Below are 16,962 nucleotides of genomic sequence, written 5' to 3'. Positions count from 1 at the left end.
TTCTGAATAAACAGGGAATTCCGTTTATCCCCAACAAATGAAAGGGCAAAAGTACGAAAAAGTTTATGATTTATAATGATATGCGCACAGAACCTTTTTCAGAAAGGGAAAGATAAGAAATTCCCAGTCGAATACAATCATTGATAATCCTCTCCTGATAATAATCGGAAACGGATGAGTCTATCACTACCGTACCCACTTCAAATAAAGAAACCAGCTCTTTTATACCGCCTTTATATCCCTGAGAAACATATAAATAGTCAATAGAGATGGGAATATCGGCAACTCTATTCCGCCAACGGTTATCGCACAGCAGGCAAATACGTTTTCCTGCATAAAACACGATTTGATTCCGGACAGAAATATCCGGCGCAGAATAATCTCCCGTTATTACGGCAGGAGATTTCAGACGCAAACGGTTCCAATGGGGAGTAAGCGCACGTTCCAAACGGGTAATATCGGACAGGCTGTCGGTACAAACCAGCCATGAATAAGAGTTATCGGTCAAACAATGTACCGCAGGACACCCCCGGACATTATAGAAGACAAGGCTGCGACGGGAAGCATCCGCCATAAACGAATACGAATGATAGGAAACGCAAAGCAGCAGAGCGGACAAAGCGATATAAACATTCGTTGCCGTACGCCTTGTTACGGCACGGCACAATAACAACAAAGAGAAATAGAACAGAAAGACCTCCCGGATATCCATCCGGATATGGTCGATAGAGGCCAAAGGAAGTTGCTCAATCCAACGGAGCACCGTATTTTGCAGTCGAATCAACATCTCTGTCATCTCTGCAAAGAAATGTTGCAAGCCGGGAAAAGGAGTTAAGGCAAGCAATACAACAGTCGCATACACAATCAACGACACCAGCGGAATCACCCATAAGTTTGTCAGGAGAAAATGCGTGGAAAAACGTGAGAAATAAAGCATGACCAGAGGCGCCGTCCCTATTTGGGCAGCTATGGAAACGGTTATTAAGGCCCAAACTTTTCGCAGCGCCGTATTTTTAACCGGCAACAAGCCGTATAACCCGGGTTGCAGGAGCAAAATCGCCGTAACAGCCGCAAAAGACAGTTGAAAACCAACATCAAACAACCATACGGGATTGAACAATAACATCAAGAAAGCCGTAGCTCCCAACGTATTCAGCGTCAGCCTTTGGCAAGTGGGTAATAGAGCGGAAAGCAGCCAAAGCGAGCACATGATAACAGCGCGTACCACAGAAGAGGACAATCCGGTAAGAAAAGCAAATCCCCATAAAAACAAGATTACCGACAGCAGCAGAAAAGGTTTCAAAAACCGCCACCTGTTCCACAAAGGCGACAAAACAAACAATAATAAAGCCGAAATGAAACCGATATGCAATCCGGAAAGCGCCAGTACATGGCTGGCTCCGGCTACCGAATATGTCTCGATTACATGCTCGCTCAGCTCTTCCTTGCAGCCTACCGTAAGCGCAGAAAGTACCGCCAGCTCATCCCCTTGGAAACCCATATTCCGATACCCTGCAATCATCTTATCACGGCAGTCCGAAGCCTGCTGACGAAAAGTAGAGGAGCCGTCACAACCAATTCTGCGCCAATGTCCGGCATGTACATAAGCGGTTCCGCAGATTCCCTTTCTGAGAAGATAACGGGCATAATCGAATTCATCCGGATTTCCATTATTCACCGGTGGAGACAAACGGGCATAAACCAACAGCCTGTCCCCTCTTTTCAGAGAATATGCCGCAGAATCTTTAGGGAAATAAAATAGGAAGGTCTTTTCTGAAAAGTCATATAAGAGCGTGTCCTTCAACACTTCTCCTCTCAAAACGGCATGAAACAGAATACTGTTTTTCTTGATTTCCGGCTTTGCCGTAAGAACAACCTGATAAGCGGAAGATTTTTCCGTATTCGGAAATGCATGGTCAGCCTGCTTTAACTGTAAACTTACCAAAGCCCCGCCCAATACGAAACAAGCCAAAAATACGACAACTCCATATAGCTTGCAAAGGGCATAATACTTACGGCTGAGAATATATGCGCCTATCAACAGCAGGATTACAGCTATCCATAGACTGGCAGGCAGTATATAAGGATATTTATCCCCATATACTATTCCACCGACCAACGGCATCAACAGTCGCAGGAAAGGATGCCGTTGTAAGTTGTCTGTTATCAATAAATATTACAGATTCTTCAAAGCGCGGATGGCTTCCGCCGGATCAGGAGCCGAAAAGACGGCGTTACCGGCTACCAAAGCATTAGCGCCTGCCTCTACCAAACGGGCGCCTGTCTCTAAATTCACACCACCGTCAACCTCTATCAGAGCCTCCGAACCGGTCACCGTTATCAATTCACGCAACTCGCGCACCTTATCAACGGTATGCTCGATAAATTTCTGACCGCCGAATCCCGGATTTACCCCCATTATCAATACCATATAAACATCATCTATGATGTCCCTCAACATAGCCACAGGAGTAGCCGGGTTGATAGTAACCGCAGGCAGCATTCCCGCTTCACGGATTTGCTGCACTACCCGATGCAGATGCGGACACGCCTCATAGTGCACGTTCATTATACGCGCCCCCAAAGCCTTTACTTCAGGAATAAACTTTTCCGGTTGCACTATCATCAAATGCACGTCCAAAGGCTTTTCCGTAAGCTTCGCCACATATTTCAGCACAGGAAAGCCGAAAGAGATGTTGGGAACAAACACGCCGTCCATTATATCGATGTGCACCCAGTCGGCTTCACTGCCGTTAATCATTTCAATATCATTTGCCAAATACGCAAAATCGGCAGACAGTATGGAAGGGGATATTATAGGTTTCATATCAGTTACATTCTATTAGGTTACATGAATTACAACAAACAAATATACAGAAAAGATTTCAGATTAACAGTCAGCGCACCTTGTATTCTTCTGTCAATTTAAATCCCCGTAACAGTTCATCCGTTTTCAGCCGTTTCTTACCCGGAAGCTGCAACGCGTTCACACTAATCCAGCCGTCTGCGCCCGCTATACGAATATATGTCTTACCGTCGGTCTGCAAAGTTCCGGGGGCGAATGAGTGCGGGCGTTCCACTTTCTCCGTTTCAAATATTTTCAGAACCACTACCGTTCCGTCCGGCTGTACCAGTTCCGTCCATGCGGCGGGATAGGGAGACAGACCGCGGATAAAATCATAAATGCGCTTTACCGGCTGACTCCAATCGATACGGCAAGTATCTTTGAATATCTTGGGAGCCGGACGCAGTTCGCCCGCTACAACCATTTCTTCCTGTGGAACGGGTCTTACCGCATCGGCAAGAATAGCGTCCACCGTCTCCGTTACCAAACGGCCGCCAAGCATCATCAGCTTGTCATGAACAATACCGACATTATCCGTGTCAGCAATCGGGACACGGACTTGTTGGATAACCTCTCCCGTATCTATTTCATGCTTCAAGAAGAAAGTAGTGATACCCGTTTCCGTATCACCGTTGATAACCGCCCAGTTGATAGGAGCGGCGCCGCGGTATTGCGGCAGCAACGAAGCATGCAGATTGAAAGTTCCCAAACGTGGCATATTCCACACCACTTCCGGCAACATTCTGAAAGCGACTACAATCTGTAAATCGGCGTTCCAAGCGCGCAAAGCCCCGACAAACGTTTCGTCTTTCAACTTTTCAGGCTGGAGAAGCGGTAGGTCATGCTCCAGCGCATATTGTTTCACCGGAGAGAATTGCACCTTATGCCCTCGCCCTGCCGGCTTATCGGGCATAGTAATCACTCCTACTACATTATATCCGCCTTCCACAAGGCAGCGCAAGGGTTCCACCGCAAATTCGGGAGTACCCATATATACAATCCGTAAATCTTCTTTCTTCATAATCATCTCTTTTAATCTTCCGAGAAATGTACCAATACCTGACGGTACGAGTTGAATATCTTCGATTTGGAAACGAAACCGAGGTACTTGCCCTCTTCATCCACTACCGGCAGATTCCATGCTTTCGTATCGTCGAAAGTACGCATCACCTGCTCCATGCTGTCCGTATTATAAAGACGCGCCGGAGCGGAAGTCATCAATTTACCCACCGTAAAACGATGATACAGTTCCTGGCGGAACATGATATTGCGTATATCGTCCAGCAAGACAATACCGATTAGTTTACCCTCATTATCCGTTACCGGAAATATATTGCGGTGAGAAGCGGAGATAGCCTTCACCAATTCGGCAAGTTCCATCTCCGGATGCACTGCGATAAAATCTTTCTCTACCACATTTTCCACTTTCATCAACGTCAGCACCGCCTTATCCTTATGATGCGTCAGCAGTTCTCCCTTCTTTGCCAAACGCATGGAGTAAATGCTATGCGGCTCAAAAACGATAATCGTCAAATAAGAGCTGACCGAAACTATCATCAGCGGCAGGAACAAGTCGTACCCTCCCGTCAACTCGGCAATCAGGAATACGCCCGTCAGCGGCGCGTGCATGACACCGCTCATCACTCCCGCCATCCCCATCAGGGCAAAATTCTTTTCGGGCAGAAAAGCGGTGGTCTCAAACTCATTGCTGAAGTGGGAGAATACGAATCCGGCAATACATCCCAAATAAAGAGAAGGCGCAAAAATACCACCGCACCCGCCACCGCCATTCGTTGCGCTCGAAGCGAAAACCTTAAACAGGATTATCAGCATCAGGTACAACAGCAGCAACTGGCTATGACCGTAGAAGAAAGAGTTATTCATTACCGTATCCCACTCAATTTTGCTTGTACCGTTAAGCAGCAATTCTATCGTATCATAGCCCTCACCGTAAAGCGGCGGGAAAAGGAATATCAGAATACTCAACATGGAACCGCCCACCAGCAGTTTCTTATAAGGAACTTTCAGTTTACCGAACATACCCTCCACCGAATTCATGGCACGGGTAAAATAAAGAGAAACCAGTCCGCAGAAAATACCCAGCATAATCACATAGGGAATACGCTCCAGTTCAAAGGCTTGGTCAAGATGAAACTTAAACATGGCTTCCGTACCCGTCACGATATAAGAAACGGTCGCCGCCGTCACTGCCGAAATCAGCAATGGAAGCAGCGAGGACATGGTCAAGTCTATCATCAGCACCTCCAACGTAAACACAAGCCCCGCAATCGGAGCTTTGAAAATACCCGCCACAGCACCGGCGGCGCCACATCCCACCAGTAACATAAGCGTGCGGTGCTCCATCTTGAACAGACTTCCCAGATTAGAGCCGATGGCCGAGCCTGTAAGCACAATCGGAGCCTCCGCTCCGACCGAACCACCGAACCCGATTGTTATGGAACTGGCGATAATGGACGACCACGTATTATGCCGTTTGATACGTCCCTGCCTGCGGGATATGGCATATAGAATTTTCGTAACCCCATGACTGATATCATCCTTTACGACATAGCGTACAAACAGCCCTGCCAAAAAGATTCCCACCACCGGATATATCAAATACTGGTAATTAGCCTCTGTCGTATCGAAGTTCTCCGTAAGAAAGTTCTGTATCCAGTGTATCAGCATTTTCAATATCAATGCGGCAAATGCCGTAAAGATACCGACCAGAAAGCTAAGAACCAGAATAAACCGTTTCTCCTTAACATTCTTCTCACGCCAAATGATAAAGCGTTGTAACCAACCTCTTTCTTCTCCAGCCATCTTCCTTATTCACGGATTATTTTAATCACCCCGCCTTTACCCAGTTTAATAATGCTGGACGGCTTCGGATTACTCATCTCTTCTTGCCGATAACCTACAATATAATCTACGGCCGACTTAACCTCTTCACTTATTTCACTGAAATTCTTCGGTGAGGGTTGCCCGCTGATATTGGCGGAGGTAGAAACAATCGCCTTGCGGAACTGCTGGCAAAGACGTTTGGAGAACTCTTCATTCGTCACCCTGATACCTACGCTGCCGTCCTCCGCCAGCAAATTTGCCGCCAGATTACGTGCGCCCGAATAAATAATAGTCAACGGTTTGTCTGCCAAATCTATCAAGTCCCATGCCACTTCCGGGACATCCCGAACATAGAAATCCACCTTTACGGAAGAATCTACCAACACCAGCATCGCCTTGCTGTCCTGACGCTGCTTTATTTCATATACACGGCGCACCGCATCTTCGTTGGTAGCGTCACAACCAATACCCCAAACGGTATCGGTGGGATACAGAATTACCCCGCCTTCCCGCATTACCTGGCAGGCTTTTTTAATGTCTTCTATCATTTCTTGATATATAAATACTGTGATTAACACGCAAAAGTAGTAAATTCGCCCCGATTACAAACAAAGTTTAAGAGAAAACAATGGAAGAGATTAAATTTAACCACACCCTACCTATACAACTGCGCTTCAACGACGTCGACAAATTCGGTCACGTCAACAACACCGTCTACTTCTCTTTTTATGATTTGGGTAAGACAGAATATTTTGCTTCCGTATGTCCGCATGTCGACTGGCAAAAAGACGGTATCGTCGTCGTCCATATAGAAGCCGATTTTCTTGCGCAGATTTATGGTTCCGACCACATTGCCGTACAAACCGCCGTAACAAAAATCGGAACAAAAAGTTTTCATCTCGCCCAACGCGTCATAGATACTGAAACGCAGGAAGTGAAATGCATCTGTACCTCTGTCATGGTAACGTACGACCTCAGCAAACACGAGTCCAAACCGCTGACAGAAGAATGGATTGAGGCAATCTGTAAATACGAAGGACGGGATTTACGTAAAAAATAAAGAGCCTGTCCCGGTATACGGTTTAGAGTATCTCTGCATACAGTTAGGGATAGCTAAGCCGTATACCGATATACTCTCATTTATTACTGTATAACGGCAAAACACACCTACTTCATCGCATCTGTTTATAGTATCCCGGGCTTATCCCAACGTAAACAGCAAGTGACTATCCGTACTGCGTTTCTCATCGAAGGCGAAGCCTTCCCACGAAAAGCCTCTCAAATCTTCAGGACGTTCAATACGGTTCTTAATGATGTAACGCACCATCTCGCCCCGGCACATCTTCGCATAAATAACAACCGTTTTCAGCTGCCCGCCCTTCCAAACCTGAAAATCAGGGGTAACAATCCGTACTTCTTCTTCCACCCGCTTCCAATCGAACAAATCTTTCATCTCACCGCTTGCCAGATTAATCAGTACACCACCCCGGCTTTTGATTTCTTCCATAAAATAATCTGTCAGCAGCGGTTTCCAATAATTGAACATGGAAAGCCCGCCTTTTTCGGGCAGTCGTACATCACCCTCCAGACGATAAGGCTTGATTCCATCCAGCGGGCGGAGCAACCCATAGAGAAAAGAAGTGATACGGAGATGATTTTGCGCATAACGGAAATCATCAGCCGTAAATTCCTTTGGCAGAATACGTTTAAAAACAGCTCCTGTATATGCGCCGATTGCCGGCATAGGGTGATTGTCTTCCGAGCAGAAATCGTGAAAACGAACCCTGTTTTCCGCAGCGATCCTGGCATTCACCCTCAAGAGTTTTTCCAACTCTGCGGCAGGTATCTGCGACATTTCCAACGCATTCGCAACAGCTTCCGTTTCAAAATGCGGAACGGTTACTTCGGGTACCTTTAAAGAGCAACGCGACGCCATAGTCTTGGCGCAAGAAATGAAAGTAAGCATAATTTCAGCCTGTTTTTAATGAACAAAAGTCTTCTACTTATTTAGACCTTACAAAAATAAGAGGATTTTAGGAGAGAATACGCATCGTTAAGAATATTTTCTATAGAATTCACATCGGTTTCAAGAGTTTTTCATACCTTTACAGCTTGTTGGAGAAATAGCATATATCAAGCGGACGGTGAAAAGTCCTTTTTGTTCTCCGGCACTTTGCGATAGAAAAAGAAAAAATAATATATAAAATGACTCACAAATGGAATTATTTACCCATTACATCCGATCAGGCAGAAGCAAGCCAACGACTGGCCCAAGAATTAGGGATTAGCCCTGTACTTGGGGAATTGCTGGTGGAGCGGGGAATAACAACGGCAGCTGCCGCCAAAAAGTTTTTCCGCCCGCAACTACCGGATTTGTACGACCCGTTCCTCATGAAGGATATGGACGTGGCCGTAGAGCGCCTGAACAAGGCAATGGGAAAGAAAGAGCGCATTCTGATTTATGGAGATTATGATGTGGACGGAACCACCGCCGTGGCTTTGGTCTACAAGTTTATTCAACAGTTCTACTCGAACATAGACTATTACATACCCGACCGCTACAACGAAGGGTATGGAGTTTCAACCAAAGGTGTGGACTACGCCGCCGAAACCGGTGTGGGACTGATTATCGTATTGGATTGCGGCATCAAGGCCGTAGACGAAATCGCATACGCCAAAGAAAAAGGCATCGACTTCATCATCTGCGACCACCACGTGCCCGATGAGATATTGCCCCCTGCCGTAGCCATATTGAACGCCAAGCGCGAAGACAATACTTATCCCTACGAACACCTTTCGGGTTGCGGGGTAGGCTTTAAATTCATGCAGGCGTTTGCCATCAGCAACGGCATCGAGTTTCATCACTTGATTCCCCTGTTGGACTTGGTTGCGGTCAGCATCGCTTCGGACATCGTACCGATTATGGGAGAGAACCGCATACTTGCCTATCACGGTCTGAAACAGCTCAACAGCAATCCGAGCGTAGGACTGAAAGCCATCATCGACGTGTGCGGACTGTCGGAAAAAGAAATTACCGTCAGCGATATAGTATTCAAGATAGGCCCGCGCATCAACGCATCGGGACGTATTCAGAACGGTAAGGAAGCGGTAGACCTGCTGACGGAAAAGGATTTCTCGCTCGCTTTGGAAAAGGCCGGGCAAATCAACCAATATAACGAAACCCGTAAGGACCTCGACAAGACAATGACCGAAGAGGCCAATCAAATCGTTGCCGAACTGGAAGGACTGGCCGACCGCCGTTCTATCGTGTTGTACAACGAAGACTGGCACAAAGGGGTAATCGGCATTGTGGCTTCCCGCCTGACGGAAGTATATTATCGTCCGGCCGTAGTACTGACCCGTACGGATGATATGGCGACCGGTTCGGCACGCTCCGTTTCCGGTTTTGATGTATACAAAGCCATCGAATATTGCAGGGATTTGCTGGAGAATTTCGGTGGTCACACCTATGCCGCCGGACTGTCCATGAAGGTAGAAAACGTTCCCGCCTTCACCGAACGTTTTGAAGAATTCGTTTCACAGCATATCCTGCCGGAACAAACCAGCGCCGTAATCGACATCAACGCAGAAATCGACTTCCGGGATATTACGCCCAAATTCTGCAACGATTTAAAAAAGTTCAACCCGTTTGGTCCCGACAACACCAAACCTGTCTTCTGTACCCATAACGTGTACGACTACGGAACCAGTAAAGTCGTAGGACGCGACCAGGAACATATCAAACTGGAATTAGTGGATAACAAATCGAACAATGTAATGAACGGCATCGCTTTCGGACAAAGTTCCCACGTTCGCTACATCAAGACCAAACGTTCGTTTGACATTTGCTACACCATTGAAGAAAACACCCACAAACGGGGAGAAGTGCAATTGCAAATCGAAGACATAAAACCGAATTAGTTTAGTTGAAAGTCAAGGGTTGAGAGTTGAAAGTTGGGCTGTGCAGTTTGGTTTTCAACTCCTGACTCTCAACTTTCAACTTTTCACTTTCAACTCCCAACGCCATGTCCGCCCAGCCCGATAACCCTCAATTTTCAACTCTCAACTCCCGACTTTTAAAACAGTATTGGGGATACGACCGCTTCCGGGGAATCCAGGAAGATATTATCAACAGTATCAGTGAGAACAAAGACACATTGGGACTGATGCCTACGGGTGGCGGCAAGTCCATCACTTTCCAAGTTCCGGCACTTGCCAAAGACGGATTATGTCTGGTTATTACCCCCCTGATAGCCCTGATGAAAGACCAAGTGCAGAATTTAAGGAAGCGGGGCATCAAAGCGCTTGCCATCTACTCCGGCATGAACCGGCAGGACATTATCACAACCCTCGAGAACTGCATCTTCGGCAACTATAAGTTCCTCTACATCTCCCCCGAGCGGCTGGATACGGAAATCTTCCGTATCAAACTGCGGAAAATGAAGGTCAGCATGATTACGGTGGACGAAAGCCATTGCATTTCGCAATGGGGGTACGACTTCCGTCCCGCCTACCTGAAAATTGCGGAAATACGTGAACTGCTGCCGGACGCTCCGGTTCTGGCCTTGACAGCTACCGCAACTCCGGAAGTCGTGAAGGACATCCAGACCCGCTTGCATTTCCGCCGGGAAAATGTATTCCGCATGAGTTTCGAGCGGAACAACCTTGCCTATATCGTCCGTAAGACGGAGAACAAAACGGCAGAACTGCTGCATATATTGCGCAGTATGCCCGGCAGCGCCATTGTGTATGTACGCAATCGCCGCCGTACCAAAGAAATCACCGAACTGCTGAATAATGAAGACATCACAGCCGATTTCTACCATGCCGGACTGGACGATGCCTCCAAAGACATCCGACAGCACCGCTGGCAATCCGGTGAAAGCCGCGTCATGGTAGCCACCAACGCCTTTGGAATGGGCATAGACAAGCCGGATGTGCGCATCGTTATCCACATGGATTTGCCCGACTCCATAGAGGCCTATTTTCAGGAAGCCGGGAGAGCCGGTCGCGACGGGCAAAAAGCCTATGCCGTCATCCTGTACGCCAAATCGGACAAAACCACGCTGCACAAGCGCATACCCGACACTTTTCCGGAGAAAGACTATATCAAAGATGTGTACGAGCATCTTCAATACTACTACCAGATGGCAATGGGAGACGGACTGGAATGCGTACGGGAATTCAACATCGAGGATTTCTGCCGTAAGTTCAAGCACTTCCCCGTCCCGGTGGACAGCGCACTGAAAATCCTGACCCAGGCAGGCTATCTGGAATATACCGGAGAACAGGATAACACCTCACGCATCCTCTTTACCATACGCAGGGACGAACTTTACAGGCTGCGCGAAATGGGTGAAGACATGGACAAACTCATTCAAGCCGTACTCCGTTCCTATACAGGGGTATTTACAGACTACACCTATATCAACGAAGATTCGCTCGCCGTGCGCACGGGACTTACCCGCCGGCAAATCTACGAGTTGCTGGTTCACCTTGCCAAACTGCATATCGTAAATTACATCCCCCACAAAAAGACACCTTATATAATATACACGCGCGAACGTGTGGAGGCGCAACGCATCCACCTTTCTCCGGAAATCTATGAAGAACGGAAAGCCCGTTATGAAGCACGCATCAATTCCATACTGGACTACGTAACCAACGACACCGTATGCCGCAGCCGTATGCTGCTGGATTACTTCGGAGAGCAAAACGAACATAATTGCGGGCAGTGCGACACTTGCATCAGTCTGCGCAACAAGCCTGCAACCGACAGGCCGACCTCCAAAGAGCTTGCCGGAAAAATACAAGAGATACTCTCTTCCGCCCCGCAAACTCCCGCCGGTCTGCTCGAACAACTTCCGACGGACAAAGAGCTTTTGACCGAGGCATTACACCGATTATTGGACGAAGGAAAAATTATTGCCGTCAACGGAATACTGCAAATCAAAAAATAAATCATTACTTTTGCACGGTGCATACACGCACTGCTCCTATCAACCTATTAAAACATAACTAAAACAATATCATAACCATGGGATTCTTTAAATCTTTTTTCTCCGGCAAAACGAGCAATCCGGAAGAGGAAAAACAAAAAAATAAGCAGAAGAACTTCGAGATATTCAAGTACGACGGTATGCGTGCCCAACGCATGGGACGCGCCGACTATGCCATTAAATGTTTTACCGAAGCCCTTGCGCTGCAAGAGGATTTCGAAACAATGGGCTATTTGGCGCAAGTATATATCCAGTCCAACGAACCGGACGAAGCCCGCAAACTTTTGGAGAAGATGACCAAAATAGAACCGGAGCATACCTCCACCTTCCTCACCCTTGCCAACGTCTGCTACATGCAAGAGGACTACGCCGCCATGGCGGAAGCCGCCCAAAAAGCCATCGCCATTGAAGAAGGCAGTGCCATGGCGCATTATCTGTTGGGCAAAGCCGACAACGGACAGAACGACGGCATTATGTGCATCGCCCATCTCACAAAAGCCATCGTGTTGAAAGACGACTTCACCGAAGCCCGCCTGCTGCGCGCCGAAGCTCTGACGAAGATGCGGCAATACAAAGAAGCCATGGAAGACATCGATGCCGTACTCGCCCAAGACCCGGACGACGAAAGCGCCATATTGCTTCGCGGAAAGATAAAAGAAGCAACCGGCGCCGAGGCCGAAGCGGAAGCCGACTATCTTCATATAACCGAGTTGAATCCGTTCAACGAGCAGGCGTTCCTCTACTTGGGACAACTGTACATCGTCCAGAAGAAGCTGACCGAAGCTATCGCCCTGTTTGATGAAGCCATTGATCTGAACCCTAACTTCGCCCAGGCCTACCACGAACGCGGACGTGCCAAGCTGCTGAACGGTGACAAGGAAGGCTCTGTGGAAGACATGAAGCGCGGACTGGAACTGAACCCGAAAGACATACAAGGATTCACCGGACAATATGGCAATCAGCCGGGCAACAATACGACAAATGTATTGGGATTGTAAAAGATTATCTATAAATTGATACAAATATCAAAAAAAACATTGTTTTTTATTTGCGTATAAAAGAAAAGTATTACTTTTGTCGCGTAATTCAAAACAAGAGAACAGCAATGATGAAATCATTTACTTATGCATATTACTTCTTTTTTTACTTTTACTTTAGCCGGAAAGTAGAGCGGGAGTTTGTATGTATCAAGTGACAGTGATGCTTAAGAACTGAATAGAGAACTAAGTAATATATAGAATCCCGCTCCATTGTATGGAAGCGGGATTTTTTGTAGCATAAACTAAGAAAAAAACAGTCAGGAATGAAAAAAATAGCCATTCAAGGAACATTAGGTTCGTATCATGACATTGCCGCACACAAGTACTTCGAAGGAGAAGAAATACAGCTTATCTGCTGCGCTACCTTTGAGGATGTATTTGCAGCTGTCAAGAAAGACAGTCAGACCATAGGTATGCTGGCAATAGAAAATACGATTGCAGGCAGCTTGCTGCACAACAATGAGCTGCTCCGCCAAAGCGGCGCACAGATTGTGGGCGAATATAAGCTGCGCATCTCGCACAGCTTCGTTTGCCTGCCCGAAGAGGATTGGGACGACATCACGGAAGTAAACTCCCACCCCATCGCTCTGATGCAGTGCCGCGAGTTCCTCGGACAGCACCCCGGCATTAAAGTCGTGGAAGGCGAAGATACCGCCCTCAGTGCGGAGATTATCAAGAGAGAGAACCTGAAAGGACACGCCGCCATCTGTTCCAAAGCCGCCGCCGAACGTTACGGCATGAAAGTGTTGCAGGAAGGCATCGAGACAAACAAGCACAACTTCACCCGTTTTCTGGTTGTGGCAGACCCGTGGCAGGTGGATGAACTGAGCCGTCACCGCAACAAGGAGGTCAACAAGGCAAGCATGGTATTCACGTTGCCGCATACCGAGGGAAGCCTCTCACAGGTATTGTCCATCCTGTCTTTCTACCGCATCAACCTGACAAAAATACAATCACTGCCCATCATCGGGCGCGAATGGGAATATCAATTCTACGTAGACGTGGTTTTCGACAATGTACTGAAGTATAAACAATCTATCGTGGCTATCACCCCGCTGACCAAAGAACTTAAAATATTAGGAGAATACGAAGATGGAAAATCAAATATCTAAAATAAAGCCCGCCGACCGACTGGCAAGCGTAAGCGAATACTACTTCTCTAAAAAACTGAAAGAGGTGGCGCAAATGAATGCCGAAGGCAAGGATGTAATCAGCCTGGGTATCGGCAGTCCCGATATGCCCCCCTCGGAAGACACCATACAAACGCTTTGCGATGCGGCGCGCAATCCTGACGGACATGGCTATCAACCCTACGTAGGTATTCCCGAATTGCGCCGCGGTTTTGCCGGATGGTATAAGAAATGGTACGGCGTGGAGCTGAACCCGAACACGGAAATACAGCCGCTCATCGGTTCCAAAGAAGGTATTCTGCACGTCACGCTGGCTTTCGTCAATCCCGGTGAGCAGGTATTGGTTCCCAACCCCGGCTATCCCACCTATACTTCATTGAGCAAGATATTGGGCGCCGAGGTCGTGAACTACAACCTGAAAGAAGAAAACGGCTGGATGCCCGACTTCGATGAGCTGGAGAAAATGGATATGAGCCGTGTCAAACTGATGTGGACCAACTATCCCAATATGCCGACAGGAGCGAACGCCACGCCGGAGCTTTACCAAAAGCTGGTGGACTTCGCACGCCGTAAGGACATCGTCATCGTCAACGACAACCCGTACAGCTTTATCCTGAACGAACGTCCTATCAGCATTCTCAGCGTTCCGGGAGCGAAGGAATGCTGCATCGAGTTCAACTCCATGAGCAAGAGCCACAATATGCCGGGCTGGCGCATCGGTATGCTCGCCTCCAATGCCGACTTCGTACAATGGATACTGAAAGTGAAGAGCAACATAGACAGCGGCATGTTCCGCGCCATGCAGCTGGCAGCCGCCACTGCCCTGGAAGCCGGTGAAGAATGGTACGAAGGCAACAATAAGAACTATCGCGGACGCCGCCGGCTGGCAGGGGAAATAATGCGTGAACTGGGATGTACTTACGATGAAAGTCAGGTAGGCATGTTCCTTTGGGGAAAGATACCCGACAGTTGCGCCGATGTAGAGGAACTGACCGAGCGGGTATTGCATGAAGCGCGCGTATTCATCACTCCGGGATTTATCTTCGGCAGCAATGGAAAAAGATACATCCGTATCTCGCTTTGCTGCAAGGACGACAAACTGGCGGAAGCGTTGAAACGTATCAAAGCAATGAGATAATTTGATACGGAAGCGGGATAACGGTTTGGAAATATTTATACAACTGAATATAATTAAACAAATAAAGAATATGGAACTTGAATTAGAATCAATCTTGTTGCCGGGTATCGAGGAAAAACGTCCTCTGGTTATCGCCGGTCCATGCAGCGCAGAGACAGAAGAACAAGTTATGGATACCGCCAGGCAATTGTCTGCGAAAGGAATGAAGATATTCCGTGCGGGCATCTGGAAACCCCGTACCAAACCGGGCGGTTTCGAGGGTGTCGGCGTAGAAGGTTTGTCCTGGCTTAAAGAGGTGAAAAAGGAAACGGGCATGTATGTTTCCACCGAAGTAGCCACAGCCAAACATGTATATGAGTGCCTGAAAGCCGGAATAGACATACTTTGGGTAGGCGCCCGCACTACCGCCAATCCTTTTGCCGTACAAGAAATAGCAGATGCCCTGAAAGGCGTGGATATTCCGGTATTGGTAAAGAACCCCGTTAATCCGGACTTGGAATTATGGATTGGCGCCTTGGAGCGTATCAACAATGCCGGTCTGAAACGTCTTGGAGCCATCCACCGCGGTTTCAGCAGCTACGACAAAAAGCTCTACCGCAACCTGCCGCAATGGCATATCCCTATCGAACTGCGCCGCCGTATTCCAAACCTGCCTATCATTTGCGACCCGAGCCATATCGGCGGAAAGCGCGAACTGGTTGCTCCGCTTTGCCAGCAGGCAATGGACTTAGGCTTCAACGGTTTGATTATCGAAAGCCACTGCAACCCGGATTGCGCGTGGAGCGACGCCGCCCAGCAGGTTACGCCGGATGTATTGGATTATATCCTTAACCTGCTTGTTATCCGCAAGGACACGCAAAGCACCGAAAACCTCAGCGAATTGCGCAAGCAGATTGACGAATGCGACAACAACCTCATTCAGGAATTAGCCAAAAGGATGCGTGTAGCCCGTGAAATCGGCACATACAAGAAAGAACATGATATGACCATCCTGCAAACGGGACGTTATAACGAGATTCTTGAAAAACGCGGCTCGCAAGGCGCACTGTGCGGCATGGATTCGGAATTTATCAAGAAAGTGTTTGAGGCGATACACGAGGAAAGCGTGCGCCAGCAAATGGAAATTATTAATAAGTGACAAGATAACTATATAACATTGTCACTATAACATCAAGTATATGCGAATATTAATACTCGGAGCCGGGAAAATGGGCTCTTTCTTTACGGATATTTTAAGTTTTCAACACGAGACGGCCGTGTTTGACGTCAACCCGCATCAATTGCGCTTTGTCTATAACACCTACCGTTTCACTACGCTGGAAGAAATCAAGGAGTTTGAACCGGAGCTGGTAATCAACGCCGCCACGGTAAAATATACTCTGGAAGCTTTCCGCCAGGTGTTGCCCGTACTGCCCAAAGACTGTATCATCAGCGATATCGCTTCGGTAAAGACGGGACTGAAAAAATTCTATGAAGAAAGCGGTTTCCGTTACGTGTCGACGCATCCCATGTTCGGACCGACTTTTGCCAGCCTGAGTAACCTGAATACGGAAAATGCCATCATCATCAGCGAAGGCGACCACTTGGGAAAAATCTTCTTCAAAGACCTGTACCAGACCATGAAGCTCAATATCTTTGAGTACACTTTCGACGAGCATGATGAAACGGTAGCCTATTCCTTGTCCATTCCTTTCGTTTCAACTTTTGTGTTTGCAGCGGTCATGAAGCATCAGGAAGCCCCGGGTACTACGTTCAAAAAGCATATGGCCATTGCCAAAGGCCTGTTGAGCGAGGACGATTATCTGCTCCAGGAAATTCTGTTCAATCCCCGTACGCCCGGACAAGTAGAGAATATACGCCTGGAACTGAAGCAGCTGTTGGAAATCATCAACAATAAGGATGCGGAAGGGATGAAGAAATACCTGACTAAAATCAGAGAGAAGATTAAATGATGATTTAATTCCCC

Annotated in this window: 14 protein-coding genes; 8 read left to right on the top strand and 6 right to left on the bottom strand. The window is 47.6% G+C overall.

The window, feature by feature from the left end; all coding sequences use genetic code 11:
- Positions 1 to 70: 70 nt before the first annotated feature.
- From BHV73_RS01670 to BHV73_RS01650, 5 genes are all read right to left on the bottom strand, one after another.
- Positions 71 to 2,125, bottom strand: a complete 2,055-nt coding sequence (locus BHV73_RS01670) for a ComEC/Rec2 family competence protein (protein ID WP_118045987.1) — start codon at positions 2,123 to 2,125, stop codon at positions 71 to 73.
- A 51-nt stretch (positions 2,126 to 2,176) separates the two neighbouring features.
- Positions 2,177 to 2,827: a ribulose-phosphate 3-epimerase gene (rpe, locus tag BHV73_RS01665; RefSeq protein WP_009122717.1), complete on the bottom strand. Its 651-nt coding sequence runs from the start codon at positions 2,825 to 2,827 to the stop codon at positions 2,177 to 2,179.
- A gap of 70 nt (positions 2,828 to 2,897) precedes the next feature.
- Positions 2,898 to 3,872 (bottom strand): methionyl-tRNA formyltransferase, encoded by a 975-nt coding sequence (gene fmt / locus BHV73_RS01660; protein WP_181986653.1) that lies wholly within the window; start codon positions 3,870 to 3,872, stop codon positions 2,898 to 2,900.
- A gap of 5 nt (positions 3,873 to 3,877) precedes the next feature.
- Positions 3,878 to 5,668 carry a chloride channel protein gene (locus tag BHV73_RS01655; RefSeq protein ID WP_009122719.1) on the bottom strand — a complete coding sequence of 597 codons (1,791 nt, stop codon included), beginning with the start codon at positions 5,666 to 5,668 and terminating at the stop codon, positions 3,878 to 3,880.
- Positions 5,669 to 5,673: 5 nt separating this feature from the next.
- Complete coding sequence (locus BHV73_RS01650; protein ID WP_087412917.1) at positions 5,674 to 6,237, bottom strand: L-threonylcarbamoyladenylate synthase; 564 nt, start codon at positions 6,235 to 6,237, stop codon at positions 5,674 to 5,676.
- Between the two features lie 80 nt (positions 6,238 to 6,317).
- On the opposite strand from BHV73_RS01650, the gene BHV73_RS01645 reads away from it, so the two are divergent.
- The gene (locus tag BHV73_RS01645) at positions 6,318 to 6,749 is read left to right on the top strand and encodes an acyl-CoA thioesterase (RefSeq protein WP_009122721.1); all 432 of its coding nucleotides are present in this window, start codon (positions 6,318 to 6,320) and stop codon (positions 6,747 to 6,749) included.
- A gap of 141 nt (positions 6,750 to 6,890) precedes the next feature.
- On the opposite strand, the gene yaaA is transcribed toward BHV73_RS01645, so the two are convergent.
- Positions 6,891 to 7,655, bottom strand: a complete 765-nt coding sequence (gene yaaA, locus BHV73_RS01640; RefSeq protein ID WP_087412916.1) for a peroxide stress protein YaaA — start codon at positions 7,653 to 7,655, stop codon at positions 6,891 to 6,893.
- 239 nt (positions 7,656 to 7,894) lie between these two features.
- Between yaaA and recJ the strand changes: the two genes are divergently transcribed.
- The 7 genes from recJ (at position 7,895) to BHV73_RS01605 (ending at position 16,948) form a co-directional block, all read left to right on the top strand.
- A complete protein-coding gene (gene recJ, locus BHV73_RS01635) occupies positions 7,895 to 9,610 on the top strand; it encodes a single-stranded-DNA-specific exonuclease RecJ (protein ID WP_009122723.1) in 1,716 nt (571 codons plus the stop codon).
- A 104-nt stretch (positions 9,611 to 9,714) separates the two neighbouring features.
- Positions 9,715 to 11,649: a RecQ family ATP-dependent DNA helicase gene (locus tag BHV73_RS01630; RefSeq protein ID WP_118045896.1), complete on the top strand. Its 1,935-nt coding sequence runs from the start codon at positions 9,715 to 9,717 to the stop codon at positions 11,647 to 11,649.
- Positions 11,650 to 11,726: 77 nt separating this feature from the next.
- Positions 11,727 to 12,686, top strand: a complete 960-nt coding sequence (locus BHV73_RS01625; protein ID WP_286736119.1) for a tetratricopeptide repeat protein — start codon at positions 11,727 to 11,729, stop codon at positions 12,684 to 12,686.
- Between the two features lie 305 nt (positions 12,687 to 12,991).
- Positions 12,992 to 13,840 (top strand): prephenate dehydratase, encoded by an 849-nt coding sequence (locus BHV73_RS01620; RefSeq protein ID WP_009122726.1) that lies wholly within the window; start codon positions 12,992 to 12,994, stop codon positions 13,838 to 13,840.
- On the top strand, positions 13,821 to 14,996 hold the full coding sequence (locus BHV73_RS01615) for a pyridoxal phosphate-dependent aminotransferase (protein WP_286736116.1): 1,176 nt from the start codon (positions 13,821 to 13,823) through the stop codon (positions 14,994 to 14,996). The genes BHV73_RS01620 and BHV73_RS01615 overlap by 20 nt, the downstream gene beginning before the upstream one ends.
- A gap of 70 nt (positions 14,997 to 15,066) precedes the next feature.
- Positions 15,067 to 16,134, top strand: coding sequence for a bifunctional 3-deoxy-7-phosphoheptulonate synthase/chorismate mutase type II (locus BHV73_RS01610; RefSeq protein ID WP_039951025.1), 1,068 nt, complete (start codon positions 15,067 to 15,069; stop codon positions 16,132 to 16,134).
- Positions 16,135 to 16,174: 40 nt separating this feature from the next.
- Positions 16,175 to 16,948: a prephenate dehydrogenase gene (locus tag BHV73_RS01605; protein ID WP_009122729.1), complete on the top strand. Its 774-nt coding sequence runs from the start codon at positions 16,175 to 16,177 to the stop codon at positions 16,946 to 16,948.
- Positions 16,949 to 16,962: the final 14 nt, after the last annotated feature.

It is taken from the genome of Bacteroides sp. 44_46, assembly GCF_001915465.1.
Taxonomy (GTDB): Bacteria; Bacteroidota; Bacteroidia; order Bacteroidales; family Bacteroidaceae; genus Bacteroides; species Bacteroides clarus.
The sequence above is the reverse complement of the archived record's forward strand: the minus strand, read 5'-3'. Positions and strand labels throughout refer to the sequence as shown.

What these genes read in the sequence shown, in the direction of transcription:
- BHV73_RS01670 (WP_118045987.1), bottom strand. Translation starts at nt 2,125, where the DNA reads ATGCCGTTGGTCGGTGGAATAGTATATGGGGATAAATATCCTTATATA.
- rpe (WP_009122717.1), bottom strand. Translation starts at nt 2,827, where the DNA reads ATGAAACCTATAATATCCCCTTCCATACTGTCTGCCGATTTTGCGTAT.
- fmt (WP_181986653.1), bottom strand. Translation starts at nt 3,872, where the DNA reads ATGATTATGAAGAAAGAAGATTTACGGATTGTATATATGGGTACTCCC.
- BHV73_RS01655 (WP_009122719.1), bottom strand. Translation starts at nt 5,668, where the DNA reads ATGGCTGGAGAAGAAAGAGGTTGGTTACAACGCTTTATCATTTGGCGT.
- BHV73_RS01650 (WP_087412917.1), bottom strand. Translation starts at nt 6,237, where the DNA reads ATGATAGAAGACATTAAAAAAGCCTGCCAGGTAATGCGGGAAGGCGGG.
- BHV73_RS01645 (WP_009122721.1), top strand. Translation starts at nt 6,318, where the DNA reads ATGGAAGAGATTAAATTTAACCACACCCTACCTATACAACTGCGCTTC.
- yaaA (WP_087412916.1), bottom strand. Translation starts at nt 7,655, where the DNA reads ATGCTTACTTTCATTTCTTGCGCCAAGACTATGGCGTCGCGTTGCTCT.
- recJ (WP_009122723.1), top strand. Translation starts at nt 7,895, where the DNA reads ATGACTCACAAATGGAATTATTTACCCATTACATCCGATCAGGCAGAA.
- BHV73_RS01630 (WP_118045896.1), top strand. Translation starts at nt 9,715, where the DNA reads ATGTCCGCCCAGCCCGATAACCCTCAATTTTCAACTCTCAACTCCCGA.
- BHV73_RS01625 (WP_286736119.1), top strand. Translation starts at nt 11,727, where the DNA reads ATGGGATTCTTTAAATCTTTTTTCTCCGGCAAAACGAGCAATCCGGAA.
- BHV73_RS01620 (WP_009122726.1), top strand. Translation starts at nt 12,992, where the DNA reads ATGAAAAAAATAGCCATTCAAGGAACATTAGGTTCGTATCATGACATT.
- BHV73_RS01615 (WP_286736116.1), top strand. Translation starts at nt 13,821, where the DNA reads ATGGAAAATCAAATATCTAAAATAAAGCCCGCCGACCGACTGGCAAGC.
- BHV73_RS01610 (WP_039951025.1), top strand. Translation starts at nt 15,067, where the DNA reads ATGGAACTTGAATTAGAATCAATCTTGTTGCCGGGTATCGAGGAAAAA.
- BHV73_RS01605 (WP_009122729.1), top strand. Translation starts at nt 16,175, where the DNA reads ATGCGAATATTAATACTCGGAGCCGGGAAAATGGGCTCTTTCTTTACG.